We start from the raw sequence: 26527 nt of genomic DNA on the forward strand, positions 1-26527 counted from the left end.
TGTCGTGGGCGGACGGCCGAGCGGGTCGGTGGGGCGGTTGACAGGCGCGGCGGCTTCGACATCCTTGACGGGTGACCCGAACCCTCCGCCCCGATGCCCGCGCCGTGGCGGTAGCCGCGTCGTCGGCGGCGCTCGCGCTGCTCGTGGCGCTGATCTGGTGGCGTCCGCGCAGCTTCCTGGCGGTGGTGCTCGCCCTGCTCTGCGTCCTGCTGGTGATGGTCGCCGGGGTGTCGGTGGCCGAGGCGCGGCAGCGCCGCGCGGAGGCCCGCGAGCGCGCGGCGAACGGGCCGGCGGAGGTGCCGGCCCAGCGGACCGGCGGGCTGAGCGACGTCGACGCCGACACGCTGGAGGCGCTGGACAGCCGGGACGCGCTGCGGGCGGTCCGGGAACGCCGCCAGGGCGCGGGCGGCGTCGGCGGCCGGTGAGGGGCGGCCCGGGGAACCGGTCGGCGGCGAGCGGTGAACGGGCGGGTCAGCGGCCGGTGAGGGTCGGCTCGTAGAGCCGGTCGACGCCGCGCCCGGCCAGGCAGCGGTACCTGTGGTCGACGGTGGACCCGTCCGGCGGCAGCACCTCGAGGTGCCAGCCGGCGGTGTACGCGATGCCGCTGGTCAGCCGGAACGTGGCCGGGTTGCAGACCCCGAGCACGGCCGGGTCGGCCTTGACCCGGTCGTAGCCGGCACCGGCCAGGGCGGCGGGCAGTTCACCCTCCGCGTACGTCTCCCAGGTGTGCCGGCCGTCGCAGGGCAGCCGCTGGGCCTCCGCCCGTGCGCCGCGCACCCGCACCGGCCCGAAGCATTCCAGCTCGGCGACGCAGCGCGCGCCCGCCGGCAGTTTGGTGACGCCGGGCGAGCCGGTCACGCATCCCGGCAGCGCGCCCCAGCGCTGCGCGGCGGCCGAGGCGACGGCCCCGCTGGGTGTCGGCGTGGGCGTCGGCCCGGTCGGCGCGCCACCCGCCATCCAGGCGCCGGCGCTGGCGGAGGCGGCCAACGCCAGCACCCCGGCGCCGCCGAGCAACCAGCGTCGCCGCCGAGGCTGGCCGGAGGTCGTCGGCTGGGTCGGGTGCTGGTCCTCGACGGGGGGACGCGGGGCGGGGCGGGCCGGCTGGGCGGTGCCGTACAGCCCGCCGGTGCCGTAGAGGCTGCCGGAGGCGGCGGGCTTGCGGGTGCCGCCGCCCGCCGGCCCGGACTGGCCGCCGGAGACGGGCGCGCCGCTGACCGGCGCGCCGGGCGGGTCCAGGGGCAGGGCGGCGAGCATGCCGCCCAGCTCCACGGCGGACGGCCGGGCCTGCGGGTCGTTCGCCATGCCCGCCCGGAGCACGTCGATCAGCTCCTCCGGCACGCCGGGCAGCCCGGGCAGCGGCCGGTGGAACATCTCCAGCACGGTGACCAGGCTGGGGCTGCGCTCCGACTGCCAACGCGGCGGCCGGCCGTGCATCACGGCGTAGAGGGTGGCGCAGAGCGAGTAGACGTCCACCGCCGGCGTCGGCGGGCTGTGGTTGAACACCTCCGGCGGCGCGTACGCGGGGGTGAGCACCTCCAGGGTGACCGACGCGTCGCGCACCTCGGCCAGCACGGCGAGCCCGAAGTCGGCCAGCACCGCCGAGTTGAAGTGCGAGTACAGGATGTTCGCCGGCTTGACGTCGCGGTGCAGCACCCCGTTGGCGTGCGAGTGGGCCAGCGCGTCGGCGATCTTCACCCCGAGGTCACGGGTCTCCGCCGGGTCCAGGGGCGAGGTGCGCATCCGCTCGGCGTACGACCCGTCGCAGAGCTCCATGATCAGGTACGGGTGCTGGTCGACGGTCACCCCGACGTCGAAGAGGTCCACCACGTGCGGGTGCGACGACATCTTCGCCGCCGCCCGCGCCTCCCGCAGGAAGCGGGCCTGGTCCCGGTCGTTGTCCAGGGTGCGGTTCTCCACCTTGACGGCGACCTCACGGCCGACCGAGATCTGGGTGGCCCGGTAGACGGTGGCGTACCCACCCCGGGCGAAGACCTCCAAATCGGTCAGGCCAGGCACGAGGGGTGGCCGCCGGGCGCCGGGCGAGGTGTCGGTCACGGGTTCGAAAATACCCAATCGGCCCGGCGGCTCAGCGGTCCGCGTCGGCGGCCGGGCCGACGCCGGCCGTCGCTGCCGCGCCGTCGGGCTGCGCGTCGGACGGGGCCGCTGCCGCCCGGCGGGCGTCCCACCACAGGCCTAGCCCGGTGGCGACCGCGCCCAGGCCCTCCCAGAGGGCCACCGCGAAGAACCGGCCGGGCGCGATGTCCGCCACCACGACGATGGTGAAAACGGTGAAGGTGACCAACCGGAAGAAGACCGTGAACCGGTAGAAGGACCGCCACTCGGTGGCGGTGGCCAGCAGGTAGTAGACGCCCATGTTGAACGACGCCATCGACGAGGCCGTCATGAAGGTGCCCGTGTAGTCGCCCGCGGCCCGGCTCTGCGGCACCTCGAAGCCCAGCGACCGCAGTTGCGCCTCCGGCCAGAGCAGCCCGAACGCCCCCATCAGCAGCGCCAGGACGCCGAAGACCCCGATCGTCCAGCCGGCGGTGGAGCGCGGCAACCTCATCAGTCCTCCCCAGGACCCGACGCGGCCGCCCAGGGGGGCCGTCGTGCAGGAAAGCACACCGTAGCCGGTGCCGCCCGCGACCGCATCGGCGGAACCGGCAGACCGACCCATGTCGCGTCGTCCACCGTGGCCGGCGGCCTGGCCTAGCCCCGCAGGCGCAGCCGCAGGGCGGTCGCCGCCCGTCGTTCGCTGCGCTGCTCCGTCGCGTACGCCAACCGGACCGCCTCCTCGGCGCTGGCCAGCGCCTCGACGGGCCGGCCGCAGGCGGCCAGCGTCTCGGCCAGCACGCTCGCCGCGATCACCTGGCTGCGCACGTCCTCCGCCGGCACGGCCACCGACCGGCGGGCCCAGTCCAGCGCCTGCTCGGGCTGGCCGTGGGCGAGCAGCGCGGCAGCGTACCGGGCCATGGTCTGGCGGCGGGAGAAGAGCAGCGACGGCGCGTTCGCGGCGGCGGTGGCGACCGGGGCCAGCAGCCCGACGGCGGTGGCCGGGTCGCCGGCGGCCAGTCGGGCGGTGGCCAGCAGCACCCGGGGGCCCACCTGGGCGGGGGCCTGCGGGTTGTGCGGCTCGACGGCCGTGAGCACCGCCCGCGCCACCCGCTCGGCGGTCTCGCAGTCCTCCAGGTCCAGCGCCACGAAGCCGCGCAGGGTGCCGGCCATCCCGGTGAGCAGCGGGTGCGAGGTCTGCTCGGCGTACGCCATCGCGTCGGCCAGCAGGTCGGCGGCGTGCTCCGGCTCGCCCAGCCCTCGGGCGACCACCGCCCGCCCCACCAGGGCGAAGCCCCGCCCCCAGTCGTCGGAGATCGCGGCGAAGTCCCGGTACGCCCGGCGGGCCGCCCGGTCGGCCTCGGCGATCTCACCCAGCTCCGCGCCCGCGAACGCCTCCACCGCGCGCAGCGTCCCCACGGCCCACGCCTCGCCGACCCGCTCGCCGAAGGGCAGGAAGACCCGGGCGAGCCGGCGGGCCTCCGTCAGCCGGCCGGCCAGCAGCCGGGCGAACGCGGTGGTGCCGCGCAGCCAGGCCCGCCCGTACGGGTCCTTCAGCTCGGCGAAGAGCCGGGCGGCCCGGCCGAGCACCGCGTCGGTGCCGGCGAAGTCGCCCCGGGTGGTGGTCACCCAGGCGAGGTTCTGCAACGACCACGCCTGTCCGGGCCGGTCCTTGGCGGTCAGGCTGACCTGGTACGCCGCCGCGAGCCGGCTGCTGGCCTGCCCCAGCCGCCCGGCCACGAAGTCGGCCATGCCCAGCCGGCGCATCGCCGAGGCGCGCAGCGTCGGCAGCTCCCCGTCGGTGGCCACCTGCAACGCCTCCCGCCAGCACGCCACCGCCCGGTCGGCGTCGCCGAGGGTCTGGTGGGCCTGCCCGGCCAGCAGCAGCGCGCTGGTGCGGGTGCCCGCGTCGTCCCCGGCGTTCGCGCCGATCTTCTCCGCGTAGGCGAGCGCGTCGGCGGGCCGGCCGATCTGCAGCAGCGCGCGGGCGTGCACCACCCGGTCGGCCGCCGGCAGCCCGCCCCGGGCCAGCTCGGCGGCGCGTTCGGCGTACTCGATGGCGGCGGCCGGCTCCCCCACCTGCAACGAGCGGCGGGCGGCCCGGCCCAGCGCGGCCACCCCCAGCCCGACGACGGTGCGGGCCGGCGCGTCCGGGCGCAGCTTGACCGCGTCGGCCAGCGCGGCGGCCCGCTCCACGTGCTCGGCGACGAACGCGTCCCGGGCGGCGTCGGTGAACCCGCCCGGCGCGGCCGGCGCGCCGGGCCCGCGGGGGGCGGCCCACCGGGCCAGCGCCGCGTGCCGCTCGGCCAGCTCGGCCTTGCTCACCCCCGAGTACGCGGCCTCGCGCATCAGCGGGGTGGCGAAGGCGTAGCCGTGGCGGACCCGGTGCAGCATCCGGCGTTGCAGCAGCTCCTCCACGGCCCGGTCCAGCTCCACGGCGACCACGGCGGCCGGCCGGCCGTCGCCCCGCCCGGCGCGCTGCTCACGCAGCGCCGTCAGGGTCTCCTCCGGCACGGTGTCGCCGACCACGGCGGCGTCCCGCAGCACGGAGCGGGCGTCCGGCGGCAGCGCGTCGATGCGGGCGGCGAGCACGGCGGCGAGGTCCCGGGAGAGCAGCCGGCTGCCCAGCGAGCCGGGGGCCAGCCGCCAGCCGGCGTTGGCCGGGGCGGAACGGTCGGCCACGGCGGTCAGCGCGCCCCGCTCCATCAGCAGGGTGACCAGCTCGGCGAGGTAGAACGGGTTGCCCTGGGCGGTGGCCAGCAGCCGGTCGGCGTCGGGTTGCGGCAGCTTCCCGCCGCCGAGGTAGCTGGTGAGCAGCCGGGCGGCGTCGGCGCCGCGCAGCGGGGGCAGCGCGTGCACCTCGGCGTCGGCCACCCGGGTCAGCGTCCCGGCGGTGCGGACCAGCTCGGGGCGGCCGAGCAGCAGCACCAGCACCGGCCCGGTGATCCGGGACAGGGCGACGCCGAGCGCGCGGATCGTCTCGGGGGTGGCGTCGTGCAGGTCGTCGACGATGATCACCAGCGGTGTCTCGGCGGCCAGGGCGCTGAGCAGGTCGGCCACCGCGTTCGGCACGGCGTCGGCGTCGGCGGCCGGCGGGGTGGTGCCCCACTCGCCCTGGTCGGTGGGGCTCCCGCCGGGCAGGTCGGCGTGGCCGAGCAGGGCCAGCAGCTGCTCGGTGGCGATCGGTGGGGGGTCGTCGCGGAGCCGGCCGAGACGCTGGCCGAGCCGGCGCAGCCGCTCCTCCACCGCCGGCCGGGGCAGCGCCGTGGCCGGGTCGTCGGGCAGGCCGACGGCGGCCCGGACCAGGTCGGCCAGGGGTGCCAGCCGGCGGCGCTCGCCGAACGCCGCGCAGCGCACCGAGAGCACCCGGGCGCCGGTGTGCGCGGCGTACCGGCCGGCGCCGACGTCGTAGCCGGCGGCGAGGCGTTCCACCTCGGCGGAGAACCGGGACTTGCCGATCCCCGCCTCGGCGGTCATCAGCAGCACCCGGGGCTCACCCCGGTCGATGACCTCGGCGAGCCGGCCGGCGACCCGGCCGATCTCGGTCTCCCGGCCGACGAAGGGCGCCTCGTCGCCGAGGCCCGAGCGGGTGCCCGGGGCGTCGAGCAGGCCGAGCAGCTCGTACGCCTCGACCGGCTCGCGCTTGCCCTTGAGCCGCAGCGGGCGCAGCGCCCGCCAGGACGCCACGTGCCGGGTGGCCGCGCTGGTGCGCCCCCCGGCGTAGACGGCCCCGACGGCGGCGGCGTCGGCCAGCCGCGCGGCGGTGTTCACCGTGTCGCCGATGACCGTGTACTCGATCGCCGCCTGGATGCCGGCGATCACGTCGCCGGTGTTCAGCCCGACCCGCAGGCCCAGCGGCGCGCCGCCGCCGCGCTCGTCGTCGAGCACCCGACGCACCGCCCGCTGCATGGAGAGCGCGGCGCGCACGGCCCGCTCGGCGTCGTCCTCGTGGGCGACGGGGGCGCCGAAGACCGCCATGATCCCGTCGCCGGTGAGCTTGTCGACGTGCCCGCCGAACGTCTTCACCGCGCCGGCCAGGGCGGCGAGCACCCGGTCGGTGACCGCGCCGACCCGCTCCGGGTCGAGATCCTCCGACCAGGAGGTGAAGTCGGAGAGGTCGCCGAAGAGCACGGTGACCACCCGCCGCTCGGCGCTGGGCAGGCCGGCGGCGGCCGGCAGGGCGACGCCGCAGTTGTGGCAGAACCGGGCCCCCGGTACCGCCAGCGTGCCGCAGACCGGGCAGGTCACGGGCGTTCCGCCCCCTCCGGGGTGACCCCCAGGTGCTCCAGTTGCGCGCGTACCGACCACTCGGCCGCCCACCACAGGGAGCGGTCGACGTCGGCGTAGACCCGCGCCACCACCTCGGGTGCGGTCCGCGCGCCCTCGGCGACCGCCTGCCGGACCTGCTCGAGCCGGGCCCGGCGGTGGGCCAGGTAGAAGGTCGCGGCGGCACCGCAGTCGGCCAGCGCCGGGCCGTGCCCCGGCAGCGCCGGCACCCCCCGGTACGCCGAGAGCAGCCCCAGGCTGGTCAGGTAGTCCCCCAGGTGGCCGTCGGGGTGGGCGACGACGGTGGTGCCCCGGCCCAGGATGGTGTCGCCGGTGAGCAGCACCCGTTCGCCGTCGCGCTCGACGAGGAAGCAGACCGAGTCGGCGGTGTGCCCCGGGGCGGGCAGCGGCCGGACGGTGAGGCCGTCGAGGCGCAGGTCGGCGGCGGCGTCCAGCGGCGGGCCGCCGTGGCTGTGCGCGGGGTCGACGGCCCGCACGGGCGCGCCGCCGAGCAGCTCGCGCAGCCGGGGCGAGCCCTCGGTGTGGTCCGGGTGCCCGTGGGTGATCAGCACCGTGGCGACCGGCCCGTGGGCCGCGACGGCGGCCAGGTGCCCCTCGTCGGCCGGGCCGGGGTCGATCACGACGGCCGGCTCGCCGGGCCCGGCCCGCAGCACCCAGGTGTTGGTGCCGTCGAGCGTCATCGGGCCGGGGTTCGGTGCCCGCAGCAGCGTCACCCACCCCGGCAACTCGTCGGCGACGGCCGCCACGGCCCCCGTGATGTGCCCGGTCATGCCAGCGATCGTACGACCCCGCCGACCGGTCCCGGCGATCTTGCACTCGGGGCCCCTCGTATGTGCCCGTTCACGGCTTTCGTGGGGGCACGGATCTCGGCGGAAGGCCGAGGTCGTCGGGGGCACCGGGCGCAAGATCGCCGGTGGGGTCCGGGTGGGCGGGGACGGTCAGGCGACCTCGACGATCAGCTCGACCTCGACCGGGGCGTCCAGGGGCAGCTCAGCCACCCCCACCGCCGAGCGGGCGTGCCGGCCGGCCTCGCCGAAGACCGCGCCCAGCAGGTCGGACGCGCCGTTGATCACGCCCGGCTGGCCGGTGAAGCCGGCGGCGCTGGCGACGAAGCCGGTCACCTTGACGATCTTGACGACGTTCTCCAGGCCGACCAGGGCGTCCACCGCCGCGAGGGCGTTCAGGGCGCACCGCTCGGCCAGGTCCTTCGCCTGCTCGGCGGAGACCCCGGCACCGACCTTCCCGGTGGCCAGCAGCTTGCCCTGCGCCACCGGAAGCTGCCCGGAGACGAAGACGTGCTGCCCGGACTGGACGGCCGGCACGTAGCTGGCCACCGGCGGCACCACCTCGGGCAGCTCCAGCCCGAGCTCGGCGAGCTTGGCGTGCGGTCCGTTGCTCACCGCGCTCAGGCCTTCGGGCGCTTGAGGTACGCCACGAGCTGGTCCGGGTTGGGGCCGGGGACCACGGAGACGAGTTCCCAACCGTCCTCGCCCCAGTTGTCGAGGATCTGCTTGGTCGCGTGGACCAGCAACGGGACGGTCGAGTATTCCCACTTCTGCATCGGTGCGGGGCTCCCTTGATGGCGACGACGGATGTCCGCACACAGCCTACGATCCGAGGCCGCCACCCGGCGCGGGACGCTGCTCCGGGGCGGCCGGCGGCTCGCCGCAGGGCCCCTCGTGCTCGTAGCGCTGCGGGCAGCGGGACCGGTCCGGCAGCAGCAGGTCGCAGAAGACCCGGTGCCGGTTGTTCTGGTCGTCGGCGGTGGAGACGGTCGTCTCCCCGGCGTCCAGCTCCGGCAGGAAGCCCAGCGAGATCGCCACCGTCCCGGCCAACGCGGTCGCCGCCGCCAGGTCCGACACCCGGATCGGCAGGTGGATGACGTACCCGGTCTCGTCCTCGTCGCGGGGGTGCCCGAGCGGCCGGCTCAGGGTGCGCAGCATCTCCCCCGGGTCGGTGAGCCGCCGGTAGGACCGCTCGTTGAACGGCAGGCCGGTGACCGGCCCCTCCTCACCGCCGGCCGGGGCGGACCCGAGCCGCCGGACCCCCCCGGTGGGAGGCGGGAACTGGGCTCGGGAGATCTTGTCGGTATCGCGCATGCACTGCCTCCGGGCCTCGCGCCTGATCTAGTCGTCACCGACCGGCTCACACCTTCCGCCGATCCGGCCCCCCGTGCCGGGACGAAGGTAGGACCGATGTCCTACCGGGACAACGGGACGCGCGCGCCCGACCAACAAAAGTCGCATATGCGACAGATGGCCGTCCGTTTTCGGATGGCGTTCATCGGCGTTTGATGATGCGCGTTCGCGTCCCGCGCCCCGGGAGGCCCCCGGCGGGGCGGTTCACCGCTACCCTTCCCGTCGGACGACACGCACGCCCCGTCCGCCTTCGCTCGACGACCAGCCCCTCGCGTCCGCCCGGACGACGGGGCCGCACCCCCGGGGGATCGACATGACCCAACCGCCCGACGGTGGCCCCACCGGATCGCCCAGCGATCCGACCTCCGGCGGCCCCGCCCCGAGTTCGCCCGCCGGCCCGCCCCCGGCCCCGCCGAGCGGCCCCACCTCGCCCGGCGGCCCGTCGTGGGCACCCCCCGGTGCGCCCGCCTCGGGCCCGCCCGGTGCGCCCGCCTCGGGCCCGCCCGGTGCGCCCGCCTCGGGCCCGGCCGGTGGCCCGTCGTGGGCACCGCCCGGAACGCCCGCCTCCGGCCCGCCCGGAGCGTCCCCCTCGGGCCCCGGCGGTCCGGCCTGGGCACCTCCCGGTGCGCCCGCCTCCGGTCCGCCCGGTGTCGCCGCCGGTCCGTACGGCGGCGCGGCGGGCGCCGGCCCCGGCCAGCCCTATCCGGCCCCGCCCGGCCAGCCGCCGTACGGCACGCCCGGCCAGCCGCCGTACGGCACGCCGGGCTACCCGCCGCACCCCGGCCCGGTCGCGCCGAAGAAGAAGCGGCGCTGGGTGCTGATCGTCTCGATCGTGGCCGTCCTGGCGCTGCTGCTCTGCGGCGGCGGTGCCACCGCCGCGTTCTTCGCCCTGCGCAACGTCGAGAGCGGCGAGGGCACCAAGCAGCCCGCCGAGGCCGTCGACGGCTTCCTCACCGCCGTCTACCGGGAGCAGGACGCCAAGAAGGCGGCCAGCTACGTCTGCTCCGCCTCCCGCGACGACAAGAAGATCGCCGCGCGGGTCGAAGAGGTGCGGCAGTACGCGAAACAGCACGGCAACCCCCGGTTCTCCTGGTCCGCCCCGAAGGTGGGCGAGCAGACCGAGGACCGGGCCGACGTCACCGCCAAGGTGACCATGACCACCTCCGACGAGAAGGTCGCCGAGCAGGAACTGCGCTTCACCGTGGTGAAGAAGACCGGTTGGTGGGTCTGCGAGATCGGTTGACGCCGACGGCGGCCGGCGGGAGGTCACCGCCGGCCGCCGTCGTCACCTCCGCCGGGTGGATAGGCTCGACGGGTGCGAGCAGCTGAGCGACCGGCGGGCCCGGCCGGCACCGAGTGGCCGGCCCGCCTCCACGTGGTGACCGGCAAGGGTGGCACCGGCAAGACCAGCGTGGCGGCGGCGCTGGCGCTGGGGCTGGCCGCCGGGGGCCGGCGCACCCTGCTGGTCGAGGTCGAGGGGCGGCAGGGCATCGCCCAGCTCTTCGGCACCGACCCGCTGCCCTACGCCGAACGGCACCTGGCCGACGCACCGGGCGGCGGGGAGGTGCGGGCCCTGGCGGTCGACGCCGAGGAGGCCCTGCTGGAGTACCTCGACATGTTCTACAAGCTCGGCGCGGCCGGCCGGGCGCTGCGCAAGCTCGGCGCGATCGACTTCGCCACCACCATCGCCCCCGGCCTGCGAGACGTGCTGCTCACCGGCAAGGTCAAGGAGGCCACCACCCGCACCTCCGGCCAGCGCCGGGCGTACGACGCGGTGGTGCTGGACGCGCCGCCGACCGGGCGGATCGGCCGGTTCCTCAACGTGACGGCGGAGACGGCCCGGCTGGCCAAGGTCGGCCCGATCAAGACCCAGAGCGACGGGGTGGCGGCGCTGCTGCGCTCCCCGATCACCGCGGTGCACGTGGTCACGCTGCTGGAGGAGATGCCGGTCCAGGAGACCGTGGACGCGATCGACGAGCTGACCCGGCTGGGCTTCCCGGTGGGTCGGGTGATCGTCAACTCGGCCCGGCCGCCGCTGCCCACCGGTGCACCGGTGAGCGCCGCGGAGTTGCGGCGCGGGCTGGCCGCCGCCGGGTTGCCGGCCGACCGGGAGACCGTCGCCGGGCTCGCCGGTGAGGCGCGCGACCAGCGCATCCGCCGCGAGTTGGAGGACACGCTGCGGGCCGAGCTGGTCGAGTTGGGGCTGCCGATGACGGAGTTGCCGCTGCTGCCCGGCGGGGTGGACCGGGCGGGTCTGGAGACGCTGACCCGGGCGCTCGTGCGGGCCGATTGACTCACACTCCGGCCGGCACGGCGCGGACACTCCCGGAAGCCCGATACGCTCGATTGGTGCCTTCCGACGACCCGGCGCCGCAGCTGGACCTCGACCAGATCCTCGCCGACCCCGGCGTACGGATCGTGGTGTGCTGCGGGGCTGGCGGGGTGGGCAAGACGACCACCGCCGCCGCGCTCGCGCTGCGGGCCGCCGAGCGGCACGGCCGGCGTACGGTGGTGCTCACCATCGACCCGGCCCGCCGGCTGGCCCAGTCGCTCGGCCTGACCGAGCTGGACAACACCCCCCGCCAGGTCAAGGGGATCGACGTCGAGGCCGGCGGCGGCGAGCTGCACGCCATGATGCTGGACATGAAGCGGACCTTCGACGACGTGGTCCTGCAGCACACCGACCCCGCCAAGGCCGCGGAGATCTTCGCCAACCCGTTCTACCAGGCCATGAGCTCCACCTTCGCCGGCACGCAGGAATACATGGCGATGGAGAAGCTCGGCCAGCTGCACGCCCGGGGCGAGTGGGACCTGATCGTGGTCGACACCCCGCCGTCGCGGTCGGCGCTGGACTTCCTCGACGCCCCCGCCCGGCTGTCCCGCTTCCTCGACGGGCGGATGCTGCGGCTGCTGCTGGCGCCGGCGCGCACCGGGGGGCGGAGCATGTTCAGCTTCGTCACCGCGAGCTTCGGCATGTTCTCCAAGGTGGTGCAGAAGGTGCTCGGCGCCCAACTGCTCACCGACCTCTCCGGCTTCGTGGCGGCGCTGGACTCGATGTTCGGCGGCTTCCGGCAGCGGGCCGAGCAGACGTACCGGATCTTGCAGGCCCGGGAGACGGCGTTCCTGCTGGTCGCGGTCCCCGAGCCGGACGCGGTCCGGGAGGCGGCGTACTTCGCCGGGCGGCTGCGCGACGAGCGGATGCCGCTGGCCGGGCTGGTGCTCAACCGGGTGCACCGGCCGGCGGTCGACTCGCTGGACCCGGCGACCGCCCTGGCCGCCGCCGAGCGGCTGGCCGCCGTCGGCGGGCACTCCGGCACGGAGGACGTGCTGCGGGCGCATGCCGCACTGGCCCAGCAGGCGCTGCGCGAGCAGCAGGTGGCGGCCCGGTTCACCGAGGCGTTCCCGCAGGTGCCGGCGGTGTCGGTCGCGGCGCAGCCCGCCGACGTGCACGACGTCGACGGGCTGCGGACGATCGGCGCGGCGATCAGCCGGTCGTGACCGGCGTCAGCCGGAGGTCGTGACGAGGATCTTGTCCTTGCCGGACTTGTCCTTCGCGTTCTTCCTCATGGCCGCCTCGAACATCTTCCGCCAGCTCGCCACCTGGGGGTGCCGGCGCAGCAGTGCCCGGCGTTCCCGCTCGGTCATGCCGCCCCACACCCCGAACTCAATCCGGTTGTCGAGCGCATCGGCCAGGCACTCGTACCGAACTGGGCAGCTCCGGCAGATCCGCTTCGCCACGTTCTGTTCAGCGCCCTGTACGAACAAAGCGTCCGGGTCCCCGTTCTGACACGCCGCCAGCGACGGCCAGTCAGTGATCATGCCCATGTGTACTCGTCCCCCCTTGCAGTGCCTACCGACGTCGCGCGACCAGCCGTGGAATCCCCCCCGGTCGTCCGCCCGCCCTCCCCAGGGCGGCACGAACGACGTGTGGCTCTGTCGCCGCCACCATCATGCTGTGTAGTCACCCGATTACGCAACGTTGTCGGCTAAATCCATCATTACGGACACTCCCGGCTTACCGGGCCTTCGGCCCCCGTCTACCCGGCCGGAGTACGTGAAAACGCCGCGCCGCTCGTCCGATCGGTGGAGACTCGTCGGCGGATCCACGCAACCTCCCACCAGGGTTCGTGCGTTTAGCACAACGAGGTCGGCGCACGCAGGAAATGGGAGAAAGACGCCCCAGCGCCCCTCGTTCCCTACTCGCGTACCCTGTCGAGGTGAACTGGATGCGGAAACGTGACCACAACGTGCTGACCAACGCCGCATCGCTAACCATCTGTGGCCTGTTGGCCGGCGTGGTGGTCGCGGCGGCGGCCTTCCCCGCGGTGGCGATGTCCGGGCTGGCCGTGAAGGCGGGCGCGGAGACCTTCGGAGCCCTGCCCAAGGAGCTGACGATGGCCCGCGCGCCGCAGATCAGCTACCTGCTGGCGTCCGACGGCAAGACCCCCCTGGCGACCATGTACGACGAGAACCGGCGCGACGTGAAGTTCGACGACATCTCGCCGCACATGCGCAAGGCGATCATCGCCGCCGAGGACCACGACTTCTACAAGCACAACGGCGTCGACATCAACGGCGTCGCCCGCGCGTTCGTCAACAACCAGTCGAACGCCAGCTCCCAGCAGGGCGCGTCGACCCTGACCATGCAGTACGTCCGGCTGGCCATCGCCTACTCGGCGGACCACCCGGCCGACGTGGTCGCCGCCACGGAGGACACCAGCGCCCGCAAGCTGCGCGAGATGCGCTACGCGCTCCAGGTCGACAAGGACTTCTCCAAGGACGAGATCCTGACGCGCTACCTGAACATCGCCTCCTTCGGCAACGGCGCGTACGGCATCTACGCCGCCAGCCAGGTCTACTTCGGCAAGCCGCCGAGCAAGCTCAAGATCGAGGAAGCGGCCATGCTCGCCGGCATGGTGAAGGCCCCCACCACCAACGACCCGACCACCAAGGCCGGCTACCCGCTGGCCCTGGGCCGGCGCGACTACGTCATCGGCAACATGGTCGACATCGGCGCCATCACCAAGGCGGAGGGCGAGGCGGCCAAGGCCACCAAGATGGTGGTCAAGGACAAGAAGACCCCCAACGGCTGCGTGGCCACCAACAAGAAGGAGTGGGGCTTCTTCTGCGACTACTTCTACCGCTGGTGGATGCAGCAGGAGGCCTTCGGCTCGACCTCGTACGACCGGGAGCGGCGGCTCAAGAGCGGCGGCTACACCGTGACCACCACCCTCGACGCGCAGGCGCAGGCCGCCGGCGACAAGGCGGTGCGCAAGGGTCTCGGGGTCAACAGCAAGGCGGCCCGGATGGTCGCGGTGATCGAGCCGGGCACCGGCCGGGTACGGGCGCTGTCGGTGAACCGGAACTTCAAGATCGACGACCCGAAGAAGCCGCAGAACAAGATCAGCAGCGACCCGAAGAAGGCCAAGAAGGGCATCCGGGGCAACTACCCCAACACGGTGATCCCGCTGCTCACCGGCGGTGGTGACATCAAGGGGTACCAGGCCGGCTCGACGTTCAAGATCTTCACGATCGTCGCCGCTCTGGAGAGCGGGCTGTCGCTCAGGCACTCGATCAACTCGCCGAAGCAGTTCAAGTCGGAATACATCATCGACAGCAGCAGCCCCGCGGCCTGCAAGGGGACGCACTTCTACTGCCCGACCAACTCGACCGAGTCGATGGCCGGCAATCACAACATGTGGAGCGCCTTCGGCAGCTCGGTCAACACCTACTTCGTCCCGCTCCAGCAGCGGGTCGGGTCCGAGAACGTGGTCAAGGCCGCGCAGAAGCTGGGCATCCAGTTCCGCTCGGACGAGGACGCGAAGTTCGCCAACAACAAGGAGGCCGCGCACCAGTGGGGCGCGTTCACCCTGGGCGTCTCGGCCACCACGCCGCTGGACCTGGCCAACTCGTACGCGACCCTCGCGGCCGACGGCAAGTACTGCGACCCGACCCCGGTGCAGAAGATCGTCGGCCCGGACGGCAAGAGCCTCGACATCGCCAAGCCCCGCTGTGAGCAGCGGATCAGCACCGAGGTGGCCCGCGCGGCCGTGGACGCGGCCCGCTGCCCGGTCGGCGACCGCTCGGCGACCTCCAAGTGCGCCGGCGCGACCGCCCGCAACGTGCGCGGCGTCGTCGGCAAGCCGGTCGCCGGCAAGTCCGGCACCACCGACTCGGAGAAGACCTCCTCCCTGGTGGTGATGACCAAGCAGTACGCGGTCGCCGGCATCCAGGCCGACCCGGACTGGCCGCAGACCAACCAGAAGATGGGCCACAACGTCCCCACGGGCATCAACCCGCCGGTGTACGAGACGCTGCGCGACGCCATGAAGGGCAAGAAGGGCATCGAGTTCACCCCGCCCAGCGGCAAGATCCTCGAAGGTGAGCAGCGCTCCATCCCCGACGTGAAGTGTCAGGACCTGGAGACGGCGAAGAAGCGGCTCAAGGACGCCGGCTTCGAGCCGGTGGTCTCCATCACGAAGGTGCCGTCGACCTGCCCCGCCGGTAGGGCCGCCGGGACCAGCCCGACCGGCCGCACCATCAAGGAGGGCGTGGTGACGATCGAGGTGAGCAGCGGAAGCAGCAAGCCGGTCGCCCCGCCCGTCGACGACGGCACCGGCGGCGGGCCGGGCCGCCCCGGCTGACCGGCCGTACGCGGCTCGGCGTGACGACGCGACGGGCGGGCACCCCCGACAAGGGGTGCCCGCCCGTTTCGCATCTGCGGGGCGCTCAGGCCGTGTGCCGTGCGCCCCGGTGTGTGCCGCCGGCCCGTGGGGGCGCTCAGGCCGCGCCGCGTACCCCCGGGGTTTGTCCCTGGGCGCTCAGAGGCCGAGCTGCCGGCGCACCTCGGCGGCCACCCGGCCGCCCTCGGCCCGGCCGGCCACCGCGGCCTGGGCCGCCTTCATGGCCTGGCCCATCTGGGCCTTGCCGCTGAACCCACCGGCGGCCAGTGCCCCCGCGACCTGCTCGGCCAGCTCCTCGTCGGTGAGCTGCTTGGGCAGGTAGCGCTCCAGCACCTCGCCCTCGGCGGTCTCCTTCGCGGCCTGCTCGGCGCGGCCCGCGTCACCGAAGGCGGTGGCGGCCTCGCGCCGCTTCTTCGCCTCCTTGGTCAGCACCCCGAGCACCTCGTCGTCGGTGAGCTCGCGCTTGGCCTTGCCGGCGACCTCCGCCGTGCCGACGGCGGCCAGCGCCATGCGCAGGGTGGAGGTGGTCAGCTCGTCGCGGGCCTTGAGGGCGGCGCGCATGTCGGCAGTGAGGCGGTCCTTCAGCGTGCTCATGAACGGTGAAACTACCCTGATCGGCATGGGAAAGCGCACACTATTCCGACTCGCCCTGGGCACCGTCGCCGCCGGAGCGGCCACCCTGGCGTACGCGTCGCTCATCGAGCGCAACATGTTCACCCTGCGCCGGTTCGACGTGCCGGTGCTCCCCGCCGACACCGAGCCGCTGCGCGTGCTGCACCTGTCGGACCTGCACATGATGCCCGACCAGCGGCGCAAGCAGGAGTGGGTGGCGTCGCTCGCGGCGCTCGACCCGGACCTGGTCGTGGTCACCGGGGACAACATGGCCGACCCGGGCGCGGTGCCCGGCGTGCTGCGCGCCCTCCAGCCGCTGCTGGACCTCCCCGGCGCCTTCGTCTTCGGCTCGAACGACTACACCGGCCCGGTGCTGAAGAACCCGCTCGGCTACCTCCTGCCCGACCGGGAGTACACCGAGGGCGTCGAGCTGCCGTACGAGGAGCTGCGCGGCATCCTCACCGGCGCCGGCTGGGCGGACCTCAACAACGCCCGGACGACGCTCAAGGCCGGCGGGCGGCTGATCGAGCTGGTCGGGGTCGACGACCCGCACATCGAACGGGACGACTACCCCGCCGTCGCCGGCCCGGTCTCCCCCTCGGCCGACCTGTCGATCGCCGTGACCCACTCCCCCGAGCCGGCCGTGCTCGACGCGATGGCCGCTGACGGCTTCGGCCTGCTGCTGGCCGGCCACACCCACGGCGGCCAGGTCTGCGTGCCCGGCGTCGGGGCGCTGGTGACCAACTGCGGGCTGCCCCGGTCGATGGCGAAGGGCCTGCACCGCTGGCCCGGCTCCGACTCGTGGCTGCACGTCTCCGCCGGCCTGGGCACCCACCCGACCGCGCCGATCCGCTTCGCCTGCCGCCCGGAGGCAAGCGTCCTCACCCTGATCCCCCGCTGACGGACTGCGCCCCCGCCCCCTGGTGATCATGAAGTTATCGCCATCCGCTTCGGCGTTTCCTGCCGCTAACTTGATGATCACCGGCGGGGCGGCTCGGGGCGGGGCGGCTCGGGGCTGCCTCAGGTGGCGTGAGGCTGGACGGTCGGGTGAGGTGTGCGCCCGGCGTGGAGAGGTTGCCGGCGCGGCCTGCGGCGGGTGTGGTGGTGCCGGTCCGCGTCCTTTGGAGCTGAGTCGTTCACGTCATCGGCCCGAGGTCGGCCGAGGCCCGGCGGGGTGGCGGCCGGCGGAGGGGGTACCGAGTTTGACCACCGGGCGGGGTGGGCTAGTATTTGTCCGCACGCCTCGGGGTGTGGCGCAGCTTGGTAGCGCGCTTCGTTCGGGACGAAGAGGTCGTCGGTTCGAATCCGGCCACCCCGACAGAGGTCTGAGGGCACATCCGATCAGCGGATGTGCCCTCAAGTGCTTCCTGGGTGATTAACTGGTCGACTGCCCTTCCGGGGGCAGCGCGAAGATGCGATCCATGGCGACCGCGCCGCCGAGTAGCACGGGCCGCAGTTGGTGCCGGTAGACCTTCTCCGTGACGGTGGTGCCGCAGTGCCCGCACAGGTCGGCGATGTCCTCCGGACTCACGCCGCTGCTGGACAGCACCGAGGCGAAGCCGTGCCGTAGCTCTCGGGGCGTCCAGTGAGCTCTTTGGGCGTCCAGTGGGCGGCGGTCAGCCCTGCTGTGGCGGCAACCTCCTTAGTCTCGACCAGGACCAAACTCTCTAACAAGTTCGGGCGAATTCCTGACGTGTAGCTCGAAATTCAGATCCTGCACGGTTTTCGCTAGCTTGTTACGCGTTCGCGCAAGTTCAAGTTGCTTACCCAGGTTCGCGATTTCCTTGGCCTTTTCGTGCGCCGTCTTCTCGCGTTTGACGGTCTTGCTTCCTCCCCAGAAATTCTTCTCCACGGTCACGAGGCTCTGCTCGTCTTCTTTCATCTCCGCTTCGAGCTTGCCACTTGCCGAGATAATAAATTCTCGCTCTCTTCTGATCTTTTCCAGCTCTCTGGCGATCTCTGCACGGGTGTAGTTTTGGTAGGGTCTCATCGATTCAACCTCCCAATACTATCGATACGCTCTTTCAGCCGATCAACTTCTCGCTCAGCCTGGCGAGCTTGCCCTTCAGTCGGCAGGCATCCCGAAAATGCTCTTCGCTCCGGACGTCCGCCGAGTCGATCATTGGTCATGATTCGCCTCAACTCGTCCTTAATGCGACTAATGCTGCACCTGCCGACATCGACGACCCCGGGCAGCTGCCGCGAATCGAGTGCCATGCGGCTTCTTACGCCCGCGAATTGTCTCGCAAAACCTCAGAGGCATCAAGAGTCCCCGTGCCGACTCATTGATCGACTGCGGTTTCTCAGTGCCGCCGAAGGGAGCCGCGGATGGGACCCTGAACCTGTGCCGCGGCGGCCGGCTCCACCCCTGCCACGAACACCGCCACTGGCTGGGGATGCGTGGCTCTGGCAACCCTCTTGATGCTCCGTTAGTGCGAGCGAACACATCGATATATATCGACACGCTGCTCCTTCGTCCGTCGCGGTGCCCCACCACCACCGAGCCGCTCCGCGCAGAGCCCCAAAGGACTGCCATGATCCCGTCCCCGCCACCCGTACGCAGCTCCGTCGCCCGCCGAGCCGTCCTGCTCGGCCTCTGCGCCGTCGTCGCGGCCGCCGGGGCGGCCGTGGCCGTCCAGCCCTCCTCCGCGTCCAGCACGCCCGCCGCGCCGCACACCGCCGCGACCCCCACCGTCCCGCCCGCCGCGTACCCAAACCCCGGCCGCGTCACCGGGGACACCCAGACGCACGACCCGACCGTCGTACGGCGGCCGGGCGGCGGTTACCTGGTCGCCCACACCGGCGACAACATCGCGCTGAAGACCTCCCCGGACCGGACCGCGTTCCGCTCCGCCGGTGCGGCGTTTCCCGGCGGCGCGCCCTGGACGACCACCTACACCGCCGGCAGCCACAACCTGTGGGCACCCGACCTGAGCTACCACAACGGCCGCTACTGGATGTACTACTCGGCGTCCAGCTTCGGCTCGAACCGGTCGGCGATCTTCCTGGCCACCAGTACCACCGGCGAGGCCGGCACCTGGACCAACCAGGGCCTGGTCATCGAGTCCCGCAGCGCCGACAACTTCAACGCCATCGACCCGAACCTCTTCGTCGACTCCGACGGCCGGTGGTGGCTGAGCTTCGGCTCGTTCTGGTCCGGCATCAAGCTGATCGCCCTGAACCCGAGCACGGGCAAGCGCGCCGACACCACCCTGCGCGGCATCGCCGGGCGCGGCGGCGGCGCGATCGAGGCGCCGGTCATCGTCAAGCGCGGCAGCCACTACTACCTGTGGGTCTCGTTCGACCGGTGCTGCCAGGGCGCGGCCAGCACCTACCGGGTCATGGTGGGGCGCTCCACCTCGGTCACCGGGCCGTACGTCGACCGCAACGGCACGCCGATGACCTCCGGCGGCGGCACCCAGGTGCTGGCCGGGCACGGCGGCATCCACGGCCCCGGCCACCAGGCCGTGCTGGCCGACACCGACGCCGACGCGCTCTTCTACCACTACTACGCCGACAACGGCACCGCGTTGCTCGGCGTCAACCTGCTCGGATACGACACGGCCGGCTGGCCGTTCGTCTACTGACGGAGCCGACGATGCGTACCAGGACAACGACGATGCGTACCCCGACAGCCCTGCTGGCCGTGCTCGCGCTGGTCGGCACCCTCGGCATCATCGCGGCCCCGGAGGCGTCCGCCGCCACCGTGCGGCCCGACGCCGCCATCGAGCCCGCCGCCACCGTGCAGGCCGGTGCTCCGTACGTCCTGGTCAACCGCAACAGCGGCAAGGCCCTCGACGTCTACGACCTGGCCACCGGCGACGGGGCCGCGATCAACCAGTACACCCGCAACGACGGCACCTGGCAGCAGTGGCGCTTCCTGGACTCCGGCGGCGGTTGGTACCGGTTGCAGTCCCTGCACAGCGGCAAGGTCCTCGACCTGCCCAGCACCGCCGACGGCGTCCAGCTCGTGCAGTACGCCGACCGCAACGACGCCCGCCAGCAGTTCCGCCTCGCCGACTCGGCCGGCGGTCAGGTCCGGCTGATCAACCGCAACAGCGGCAAGGCGCTCGACGTGTGGGAATGGTCCACGGCCGACGGGGCCAAGGTGTCGCAGTACCAGGACCTCGACGGCGCCAACCAGCAGTGGCAGCTCGTCTCGCTCGGCACGGCGCGGACGTTCACCAACCCGGTCAAGCGCAACGGCCCGGACCCGTGGCTGCAGTACCACAACGGGTTCTACCACCTGGCGACGACGACGTGGAACTCCACGATCACCATGCGACGCTCGGTCACCCTGGCCGGGCTGGCGTCCGCCGTCGACCAGATGGTCTTCGACCTGGCCGGGCGGGCAGGCGGCTGCTGCAACATGTGGGCCCCGGAGTTCCACCTGCTCGACGGGCCGAACGGGCGGCGCTGGTACCTGTACTACGTCGCCGGGCGCAACGTCACCGACTACAACCCCACCCAGCGCCTGCACGTGTTGGAGTCCGCCGGGACCGACCCGATGGGCCCGTACACCTTCAAGGCCGACCTGGGCAGCGACTGGCAGCTTGACGCCAGCGTGCTGAAGGTGGGCAGCGCCCTGTACCTGATGGGGACCTACGGCGGCGACGGCGCCGGGCAGAGCAACTTCATCCAACGGCTGACCAACCCGTGGACCCTGTCGGGCTCCCGGGCCCGGCTCAGCTCCCCCACGCTGAGCTGGGAACGGCAGACCGGCGCGGTCAACGAGGGGCCCGAGCCGCTCTACCGCAACGGCCGGGTGATGGTCGTCTACTCGGCCTCCGCCTGCTGGGGGCCGGACTACAAGCTGGGCCTGCTCACCCTCACCGGCAACGACCCGATGAACCCGGCGCACTGGACCAAGAGCCCCAACCCGGTCTTCCAGCGCAGCGACGCCAACGGGGTCTTCGCCCCCGGCCACAACGGCTTCTTCAAGAGCCCGGACGGCACCGAGGACTGGATCGTCTACCACGCCAACGACTCGGCCGGCGGCGGCTGCGACATGGGCCGCTCCACCCGCGCCCAGAAGTTCACCTGGAACGCCGACGGCACCCCGAACTTCGGCACTCCGGCACGCCTCGGCGTCACCCTTACCGCGCCGTCGGGCGAGTGACTGCCCCGTATCCCCTGAGGTGACCATGAAACGTCGTACGTTGCTCTCCGCCGTCGGCGGAGCCGCCCTGCTCGGCCCCGCCGGGGCGCTGCTACGGCCCGGCGCGGCGAGCGCCGCCACCTACTCCGGGTACGCCATGGCGTACTTCACCGAGTCACCGGACATGTCCGCCGCCCGCTACGGCCTGCACCTGGCGGTCAGCACCGACGGGCTGAACTGGACCCCGCTGAACCAGAACAACCCCGTGGCCACGCCGACCGCCGGCAGCAAGGGCCTGCGCGACCCGTTCCTGCTGCGCAAGCAGGACGGCACCTTCGTCGTGCTGGCCACCGACCTGTACGGCACCGACTGGGCGTACCAGAGCCAGTACCTGCACGTCTGGGACTCGGCGAACCTGCGCACGTTCACCAACTACCGGCGGCTCAAGGTGCACTCGCTGGCCACCCACGCCTGGGCGCCCGAGGCGTACTGGGACGCCGCCCGGGGGCAGTACGCCGTCGTGTACTCGGCGGTGCCCGCCAACCGCAACGTGCTGATGGTCAACTACACCAGCGACTTCGTCACCGCCTCCGCGCCGCAGGTCCTCTTCGACCCCGGCTACGACGTCATCGACGGCAGTTTCGCCAGCGTCGGCGGCGTCAACTACATGTACTACAAGCGCGACAGCACGCTGGTGGGCGCGCGGTCGAGCACGCTGAACCCGGGCAGCTTCACCACCTACACCGGGTCGCTGAGCCCCGGCCGGGGCGTCGAGGCCCCGCACCTGGTGAAGTCCAACACCGCGAACGTCTGGCAGATGTGGGGCGACACCTGGAGCCCGAACGGCCGTTTCTTCTGCTGGCAGAGCACCGACCTGGCCAGCGGCTCGTGGACGCTGCTCAACGACCGCGCCTACACCCAGCCACTGAACTCGAAGCACTGCGGCATCACCCCGCTGACCGCCGCCGAGCTCTCCGGGCTGACCAGCACGTGGGGCACCCCGGCCTGGCGGCGGCTCAAGTCCTACAACTTCCCCGGCCGCTACGTGCGCCACGCCGACAACGTCGGACGCATCGACGAGTACCCGTTCGAGCCGTACCAGGACCAGCTCTGGACGCTCGTGCCGGGCCTCGCCGACCCGGCCGGCGTGTCGCTGCGGTCGGTGAACTACCCCGACCGCTACCTGCGGCACTTCGCCTACGAAATGGTCCTCGCCGCCAATGACGGCAGCGCCACGTTCGCCGCCGACGCCACCTTCTACCAGCAGGCCGGCCTCGCCGACTCGGCCTGGACGTCGTTGCGCTCCTACAACTACCCGACCCGGTTCCTGCGGCATGCCAACAACGTGCTGCGCATCGACGTGATCGGCAGCGGCTCGCCGACCACCGACCGGCAGGACGCGACCTTCCGGATCGGCTACTGACCGCCCACCGAAGACGCGGCTCAGTCGTTCAGCTCGGTACGCCGGATCTCGGCGAACGCGGCGGTCAGCCAGTCGGCGAGCGGCCGGTCGGTGGCGGCCAGCAGGTCGGCCAGGAGCAGCGGCGCGTGCCGGGCCAGCGCGGCCGGGTCGGGCGGGGTGGGGTCGTCGTCCGGGTCGTAGACGCCGAGCGCGCCGGCCAGCAGCACCAGCACCACGTGCGGGTCGACGTCGGTGCGCCAGCCCGCCGCGCCCCGGACGCAGTTCTCCAGCACCTGCCGGACGTCGTCGCCGTCCAGCCCGTCCGGGTGGGTCTGCTCCAGCAGCAGCCGGACCACGGTGCCGAGCACCAGGCCGGAGCGGTCCGCGCCGGTGAGCCGGTCGGCCGCGTCGTCGTACGCCTGCGGGTCGCGGGCCTGGGCTGCGGCGACGGCGTCGGTGGCCGCCACGGCGATCTCCCGGGCCGGTGCGGGCAGGTGTCGCCAGCTCGTCGTGGTCATCCTGACCAGGATGGCAGACCCGTCTCCGGCGGCGGACGAGGGACGGCTCCCCCCTCATGAGAGCCGCCCGTCGCCCGACCGGGATGGGTACGTCTTCCGTGCTCAGCAGGAGGTGTAGCTGCCGCTGCTCTTCCAGGAGCAGGTGTCGATCTGCGTGCCGGCGGAGTTGCGCAGATACGCGGTGTCACCGTCGTTGTTCCAGATGTACGCCCCGGACCCCCAGTAGCGGTCGGTCGAGGTGTTGGTCCCCTTGCCGGTGTGCAGGTAGACGCTCTTGCCGGCGGCGAGCCGGAAGTCGCCGAAGGTGTAGACGTGGCGCGCCTTGTCCCGCACCGTCCACGACTTCAGGTTAGCCATCCGCCCGACCGTTCTTGACCATGAAACGCCCCCGCCGGCAACTACCGACCGTGAGGATGACCGATCACGACCGAACGGCGCGGGACCGTCAACTGTCGAGCGCCTCGGCGACCAACGACTCGACGGCGGCGGGGGTCCACCGGTCGGCGACCCCGGGCCGGCCCGCCAGGTAGCCGGCGATCCGGGGCGCATCCCAGCCGTGCGCCTCGCGCAGGCCACCGGCGAGCATCGCGAGGTAGACCGGCGCGGGCGCGGCCCACTCGACGTCCGCCGCCCGCCAGGGCGCGGTGAAGGTCAGCATCGGCACGCCGTCGCGGACGCCGGTGCGCACCAGCGTCTCGTACCGGCCCGGCCCGAGGGTGGCCCGCCCCTCGGCGGCGGCGACCCGGATCAGGTCGAGGCCGCTGCCGGGCTCGCGGTACATCTCCTGCGCGGCGAGGTCGGCGAACTGCTCGACGGTGAGCAGCCAGGCTCGGGCCGCCGCCCGGCCGGGCAGCTCGGGGTCGTAGAAGGCCATCCCGCCGGTCCAGGCGCGGGACTCGCCGGCGAAGTAGATGCCGCCGGGCACCAGCACCGCCGCCGAGCGGCGCGGGGGCCGGCAGTCCCGGCAGCCGGGGTACGTCCGCAGCCCGCCCGGCGGCCGGCCCCCGCCCAGGTACCAGGCCAGCCGGGCGGCGAACATGTTGGAGCCGTACGCGACGTACCAGAGCAGGTCGGCCACGCCGGTCAGGTCCCACCGTCATCCACAGGCTGCGTCCACACCCTGTGGATAGCACATGTGTACGACGAACTTGATCTTGCCAAGACGCTCCTGACCTGGGTGAGTACGCTTGATCCGACGGATCCCCCTCCCTCAGTCTGGAACGACGTGCGCCTAGATCACCACCGGGTCCTCCGGGACGTCACGGCCCGCCTGGCCATGGCGTCGACCGTCGACGAGGCGTGCCAGTGGACCGTCAGCACGCTGGCCCGCTACGCGCCGGCCACCATCGCCGTCCTGCTCCCCGTGCAGGACCGGCTCCGCTGCGTCGCGGCCACCGGCGCCTGGCAGGTCTTCTCGGCGGTCCCGCCGAAGGCCGGCGTCGTCGGCCGGGTGTACGCCTCCGGCGAGTCCGCGACCGTCCCCGACGTCGCCGCCGACCCCGACTACCTCCCGGTCCGCCCCGACGTGGTCGCCGAGATCAGCGTGCCGGTGCTCGATCCCGCCCACCGGCCGATCGGGGTCCTCGATTTGCAGTGGAGCGGCCCGGTCGAGCTGGGGCCGTGGCGGGAGACCGCCGAGCGGGTCGCCGGCCGGCTCGGCGCCCGGATCACCGCCCTCGGCGGCCCGCCGGCCGAGAGCCGCAGCGAGACGCTGCTGCGCCACGCCGCCGCGCTGACCGCCGCCGCGACCGAGGGGGACCTGACGACCGCGGCGATCTGCGCCGCCCGGGAGGTCTCCACCCTCAGCGCCGCCGTGCTGGTGCTGGCCGACGGGTCGGGGCCCCGGCCGCACGTCCCGGCCGACACCCCCGGCGAGCTGGAGTCCCGCCTCCTGGCGGAGCTGACCGAGGCCGGCGCTCCGGCGCTGCACCGCATGATCACCCGAGCCCACCGGTACGGCGCCGGCTACACCCTGGGCGAGCCGGGACACCCGCCCACCGAGGAGTACGGCCCGCTCGTCGACGCCGGGGTACGCACCCTGGTGGCGGTGCCGGTCGGCCCGCCCGACGGCGGCGGGGTGCTGCTGGTCGCCGACGAGCGGCTGCTGCGCCCCGACCCGACCACGGTCAACCTGATGGAGCTGCTCGGCGGGCAGCTCTGGACCTGCCTGGACCGGCTGCGCACCCTGGAGCGGCTGCGCGAGCAGGCCAGCTCCGACCCGCTGACCGGGCTGCGGCACACGGGGCCGTTCGGGCAGCGGATCGCCCGCGCCACGCCGGGGCGCACCGCCCTGCTGGCGATCGACGTGGACGGCTTCAAGATCGTCAACGACACGTACGGCCACCAGGCCGGCGACCTGCTGCTGATCAAGCTGGCCCGCGCGTTGGAGGGGGCGCTGCGCCAGGGCGACGAGCTGTACCGGGTCGGCGGGGACGAGTTCGTGGCGGTGATCGAGGTGCACCGCCCCGAGGAGGCGGTCCGGATCGCCGAACGGCTGACCGAGGCGGCCCGGGAGACCGGCCGCACCATCAGCGTCGGCGTCGCCCTGCCCCGCACCGGCGAGTCGCCCGAGCAGACGCTGCGCCGCGCCGACCAGGCCCTCTACGTGTCGAAGAGCCAGGGCCGCGACACGGTCCGCCTGGCCCCCGCCTGACCCACCCCGCCTCAGGAGCGCCGGGTCAGCTCCTTGGCCACCAGCTCGGCGATCTGGGCGGTGTTCAGGGCGGCACCCTTGCGCAGGTTGTCGCCGGTGACGAAGAGGTCCAGGGCGCGCGGGTCGTCGACGGCGCGGCGGATCCGGCCGACCCAGGCGGGGTCGGTGCCGACGGCGTCGATCGGCATCGGGAACTCCCCGGTGGCCGGGTCGTCGACCAGGATCACGCCCGGGGCGTTGCGCAGCACCTCGCGGGCGCCCTCGGCGTCCACCTCGGTGGCGAAGACGGCGTGCACGGCGACCGAGTGGCCGGTCACCACCGGCACCCGTACGCAGGTCGCGGAGACCTTCAGGTCGGGCAGCCCGAGGATCTTGCGCGACTCGTTGCGCAGCTTCATCTCCTCCGACGACCACCCGTCGTCGGCCAGCGAGCCGGCCCACGGCACCACGTTGAGCGCCAGCGGGGCGGGGAACGGCCCCAGCTCGTCGCCGACGGCCTGCCGCACGTCGCCCGGTCGGGAGCCGAGCGCCCGGTCCCCGGCGACCTTGCCGAGTTGCAGGTGCAGCGCGTCCACGCCGGCCCGGCCCGCCCCGGAGGCCGCCTGGTACGAGGCGAGCACCAGCTCGCGCAGGCCGTACTCGCGGTGCAGCGGGGCGACGGCCACGATCATGGCGAGGGTGGTGCAGTTGGCGTTGGCGACGATCCCCCGGGGCCGGTGGCGCGTCTGCTCCGGGTTGATCTCGGGGACGACCAGCGGGACGTCCCGCTCCATCCGGAACGCCGCGGAGTTGTCCACCACCACCGCGCCCCGGTCGACGGCGATCGGCGCCCACTGCGCGGATACCTCGTCCGGCACGTCGAACATCGCCACGTCGACGCCGTCGAAGGCCTCGGGCGTGAGCTCGCCGACGGTCACCTCCTCGCCCCGGCAGCGCACCCGCCGCCCCGCCGACCGGGCGGAGGCCAGCAGCCGGATCTCGCCCCAGACGTTGCGCCGGGACGAGAGCAGTTCGCACATCACGGTGCCGACGGCACCGGTCGCCCCGACCACGGCCAGGGTGGGCAGCGCCGCCGGCACGGCCG

24 protein-coding genes, 1 tRNA gene and 1 pseudogene are annotated in these 26527 nt (G+C 73.3%); 11 read left to right on the forward strand and 15 right to left on the reverse strand.

Annotated features, from left to right (window positions below; translation table 11 throughout):
• Positions 1-71: 71 nt before the first annotated feature.
• Positions 72-425 (forward strand): hypothetical protein, encoded by a 354-nt coding sequence (locus tag ACLQ2V_RS03795; protein WP_425716899.1) that lies wholly within the window; start codon positions 72-74, stop codon positions 423-425.
• 46 nt (positions 426-471) lie between these two features.
• On the opposite strand, the gene ACLQ2V_RS03800 is transcribed toward ACLQ2V_RS03795, so the two are convergent.
• The 7 genes from ACLQ2V_RS03800 to ACLQ2V_RS03830 all read right to left on the reverse strand — a co-directional run bounded on the left by ACLQ2V_RS03800 (position 472) and on the right by ACLQ2V_RS03830 (position 8438).
• A complete protein-coding gene (locus ACLQ2V_RS03800) occupies positions 472-2055 on the reverse strand; it encodes a serine/threonine-protein kinase (protein WP_425716900.1) in 1584 nt (527 codons plus the stop codon).
• 31 nt (positions 2056-2086) lie between these two features.
• On the reverse strand, positions 2087-2566 hold the full coding sequence (locus tag ACLQ2V_RS03805) for a hypothetical protein (protein ID WP_425716901.1): 480 nt from the start codon (positions 2564-2566) through the stop codon (positions 2087-2089).
• Positions 2567-2709: 143 nt separating this feature from the next.
• On the reverse strand, positions 2710-6300 hold the full coding sequence (locus tag ACLQ2V_RS03810) for an adenylate/guanylate cyclase domain-containing protein (protein WP_425716902.1): 3591 nt from the start codon (positions 6298-6300) through the stop codon (positions 2710-2712).
• Positions 6297-7109, reverse strand: coding sequence for an MBL fold metallo-hydrolase (locus tag ACLQ2V_RS03815; protein ID WP_425716903.1), 813 nt, complete (start codon positions 7107-7109; stop codon positions 6297-6299). Before ACLQ2V_RS03815 ends, ACLQ2V_RS03810 begins: the two co-directional genes overlap by 4 nt.
• A 168-nt stretch (positions 7110-7277) precedes the next feature.
• Positions 7278-7739, reverse strand: a complete 462-nt coding sequence (locus ACLQ2V_RS03820) for a RidA family protein (protein ID WP_425716904.1) — start codon at positions 7737-7739, stop codon at positions 7278-7280.
• Between the two features lie 5 nt (positions 7740-7744).
• The gene (locus tag ACLQ2V_RS03825; RefSeq protein WP_377343592.1) at positions 7745-7900 is read right to left on the reverse strand and encodes a hypothetical protein; all 156 of its coding nucleotides are present in this window, start codon (positions 7898-7900) and stop codon (positions 7745-7747) included.
• A 46-nt stretch (positions 7901-7946) separates the two neighbouring features.
• Positions 7947-8438 carry a hypothetical protein gene (locus ACLQ2V_RS03830; RefSeq protein WP_425716905.1) on the reverse strand — a complete coding sequence of 164 codons (492 nt, stop codon included), beginning with the start codon at positions 8436-8438 and terminating at the stop codon, positions 7947-7949.
• 352 nt (positions 8439-8790) lie between these two features.
• On the opposite strand from ACLQ2V_RS03830, the gene ACLQ2V_RS03835 reads away from it, so the two are divergent.
• The 3 genes from ACLQ2V_RS03835 (at position 8791) to ACLQ2V_RS03845 (ending at position 11975) form a co-directional block, all read left to right on the forward strand.
• Positions 8791-9720: a hypothetical protein gene (locus ACLQ2V_RS03835; RefSeq protein WP_425716906.1), complete on the forward strand. Its 930-nt coding sequence runs from the start codon at positions 8791-8793 to the stop codon at positions 9718-9720.
• 72 nt (positions 9721-9792) lie between these two features.
• The gene (locus tag ACLQ2V_RS03840) at positions 9793-10770 is read left to right on the forward strand and encodes an ArsA-related P-loop ATPase (RefSeq protein ID WP_425716907.1); all 978 of its coding nucleotides are present in this window, start codon (positions 9793-9795) and stop codon (positions 10768-10770) included.
• 53 nt (positions 10771-10823) lie between these two features.
• On the forward strand, positions 10824-11975 hold the full coding sequence (locus ACLQ2V_RS03845) for an ArsA family ATPase (protein WP_425716908.1): 1152 nt from the start codon (positions 10824-10826) through the stop codon (positions 11973-11975).
• Positions 11976-11981: 6 nt separating this feature from the next.
• On the opposite strand, the gene ACLQ2V_RS03850 is transcribed toward ACLQ2V_RS03845, so the two are convergent.
• On the reverse strand, positions 11982-12302 hold the full coding sequence (locus tag ACLQ2V_RS03850; protein ID WP_425716909.1) for a WhiB family transcriptional regulator: 321 nt from the start codon (positions 12300-12302) through the stop codon (positions 11982-11984).
• Positions 12303-12703: 401 nt separating this feature from the next.
• Between ACLQ2V_RS03850 and ACLQ2V_RS03855 the strand changes: the two genes are divergently transcribed.
• The gene (locus tag ACLQ2V_RS03855) at positions 12704-15121 is read left to right on the forward strand and encodes a penicillin-binding protein (protein ID WP_425716910.1); all 2418 of its coding nucleotides are present in this window, start codon (positions 12704-12706) and stop codon (positions 15119-15121) included.
• 177 nt (positions 15122-15298) lie between these two features.
• On the opposite strand, the gene ACLQ2V_RS03860 is transcribed toward ACLQ2V_RS03855, so the two are convergent.
• Complete coding sequence (locus tag ACLQ2V_RS03860) at positions 15299-15754, reverse strand: GatB/YqeY domain-containing protein (RefSeq protein WP_425716911.1); 456 nt, start codon at positions 15752-15754, stop codon at positions 15299-15301.
• A gap of 25 nt (positions 15755-15779) precedes the next feature.
• On the opposite strand from ACLQ2V_RS03860, the gene ACLQ2V_RS03865 reads away from it, so the two are divergent.
• Together ACLQ2V_RS03865 and ACLQ2V_RS03870 are read left to right on the forward strand one after the other, a co-directional pair.
• Positions 15780-16673 carry a metallophosphoesterase gene (locus ACLQ2V_RS03865; protein ID WP_425716912.1) on the forward strand — a complete coding sequence of 298 codons (894 nt, stop codon included), beginning with the start codon at positions 15780-15782 and terminating at the stop codon, positions 16671-16673.
• A gap of 343 nt (positions 16674-17016) precedes the next feature.
• A tRNA-Pro gene (locus ACLQ2V_RS03870) sits at positions 17017-17090 on the forward strand.
• 57 nt (positions 17091-17147) lie between these two features.
• Here the strand turns inward: ACLQ2V_RS03870 and ACLQ2V_RS03875 are convergent.
• Both ACLQ2V_RS03875 and ACLQ2V_RS03880 read right to left on the reverse strand, forming a co-directional pair.
• A pseudogene (locus ACLQ2V_RS03875) lies at positions 17148-17363 on the reverse strand (tyrosine-type recombinase/integrase); the annotation flags it as partial.
• A 51-nt stretch (positions 17364-17414) separates the two neighbouring features.
• On the reverse strand, positions 17415-17762 hold the full coding sequence (locus ACLQ2V_RS03880) for a hypothetical protein (RefSeq protein ID WP_425716913.1): 348 nt from the start codon (positions 17760-17762) through the stop codon (positions 17415-17417).
• Between the two features lie 544 nt (positions 17763-18306).
• Here ACLQ2V_RS03880 and ACLQ2V_RS03885 point away from each other — a divergent pair.
• From ACLQ2V_RS03885 to ACLQ2V_RS03895, 3 genes are read left to right on the forward strand one after another with little or no spacing between them, the layout of a single operon-like run.
• Positions 18307-19359, forward strand: a complete 1053-nt coding sequence (locus ACLQ2V_RS03885) for an arabinan endo-1,5-alpha-L-arabinosidase (RefSeq protein ID WP_425716914.1) — start codon at positions 18307-18309, stop codon at positions 19357-19359.
• 11 nt (positions 19360-19370) lie between these two features.
• Positions 19371-20891, forward strand: a complete 1521-nt coding sequence (locus ACLQ2V_RS03890; RefSeq protein ID WP_425716915.1) for a family 43 glycosylhydrolase — start codon at positions 19371-19373, stop codon at positions 20889-20891.
• Positions 20892-20916: 25 nt separating this feature from the next.
• Positions 20917-22293 carry a glycoside hydrolase family 43 protein gene (locus ACLQ2V_RS03895; protein ID WP_425716916.1) on the forward strand — a complete coding sequence of 459 codons (1377 nt, stop codon included), beginning with the start codon at positions 20917-20919 and terminating at the stop codon, positions 22291-22293.
• Between the two features lie 20 nt (positions 22294-22313).
• On the opposite strand, the gene ACLQ2V_RS03900 is transcribed toward ACLQ2V_RS03895, so the two are convergent.
• The 3 genes from ACLQ2V_RS03900 to ACLQ2V_RS03910 all read right to left on the reverse strand — a co-directional run bounded on the left by ACLQ2V_RS03900 (position 22314) and on the right by ACLQ2V_RS03910 (position 23868).
• Entirely contained in the window at positions 22314-22790 is a 477-nt protein-coding gene (locus tag ACLQ2V_RS03900) for a hypothetical protein (protein ID WP_425716917.1), read from the reverse strand.
• Positions 22791-22892: 102 nt separating this feature from the next.
• The gene (locus ACLQ2V_RS03905; RefSeq protein ID WP_425716918.1) at positions 22893-23147 is read right to left on the reverse strand and encodes a lamin tail domain-containing protein; all 255 of its coding nucleotides are present in this window, start codon (positions 23145-23147) and stop codon (positions 22893-22895) included.
• An 88-nt stretch (positions 23148-23235) separates the two neighbouring features.
• A complete protein-coding gene (locus ACLQ2V_RS03910) occupies positions 23236-23868 on the reverse strand; it encodes a histone deacetylase (RefSeq protein ID WP_425716919.1) in 633 nt (210 codons plus the stop codon).
• A 198-nt stretch (positions 23869-24066) separates the two neighbouring features.
• On the opposite strand from ACLQ2V_RS03910, the gene ACLQ2V_RS03915 reads away from it, so the two are divergent.
• Entirely contained in the window at positions 24067-25443 is a 1377-nt protein-coding gene (locus ACLQ2V_RS03915; RefSeq protein WP_425717008.1) for a diguanylate cyclase, read from the forward strand.
• A gap of 11 nt (positions 25444-25454) precedes the next feature.
• Here ACLQ2V_RS03915 and ACLQ2V_RS03920 read toward each other — a convergent pair whose 3' ends face one another.
• A complete protein-coding gene (locus tag ACLQ2V_RS03920; protein ID WP_425716920.1) occupies positions 25455-26522 on the reverse strand; it encodes an aspartate-semialdehyde dehydrogenase in 1068 nt (355 codons plus the stop codon).
• Positions 26523-26527: the final 5 nt, after the last annotated feature.

This window comes from Micromonospora sp. DT233 (assembly GCF_049841815.1).
GTDB lineage: Bacteria > Actinomycetota > Actinomycetes > Mycobacteriales > Micromonosporaceae > Micromonospora.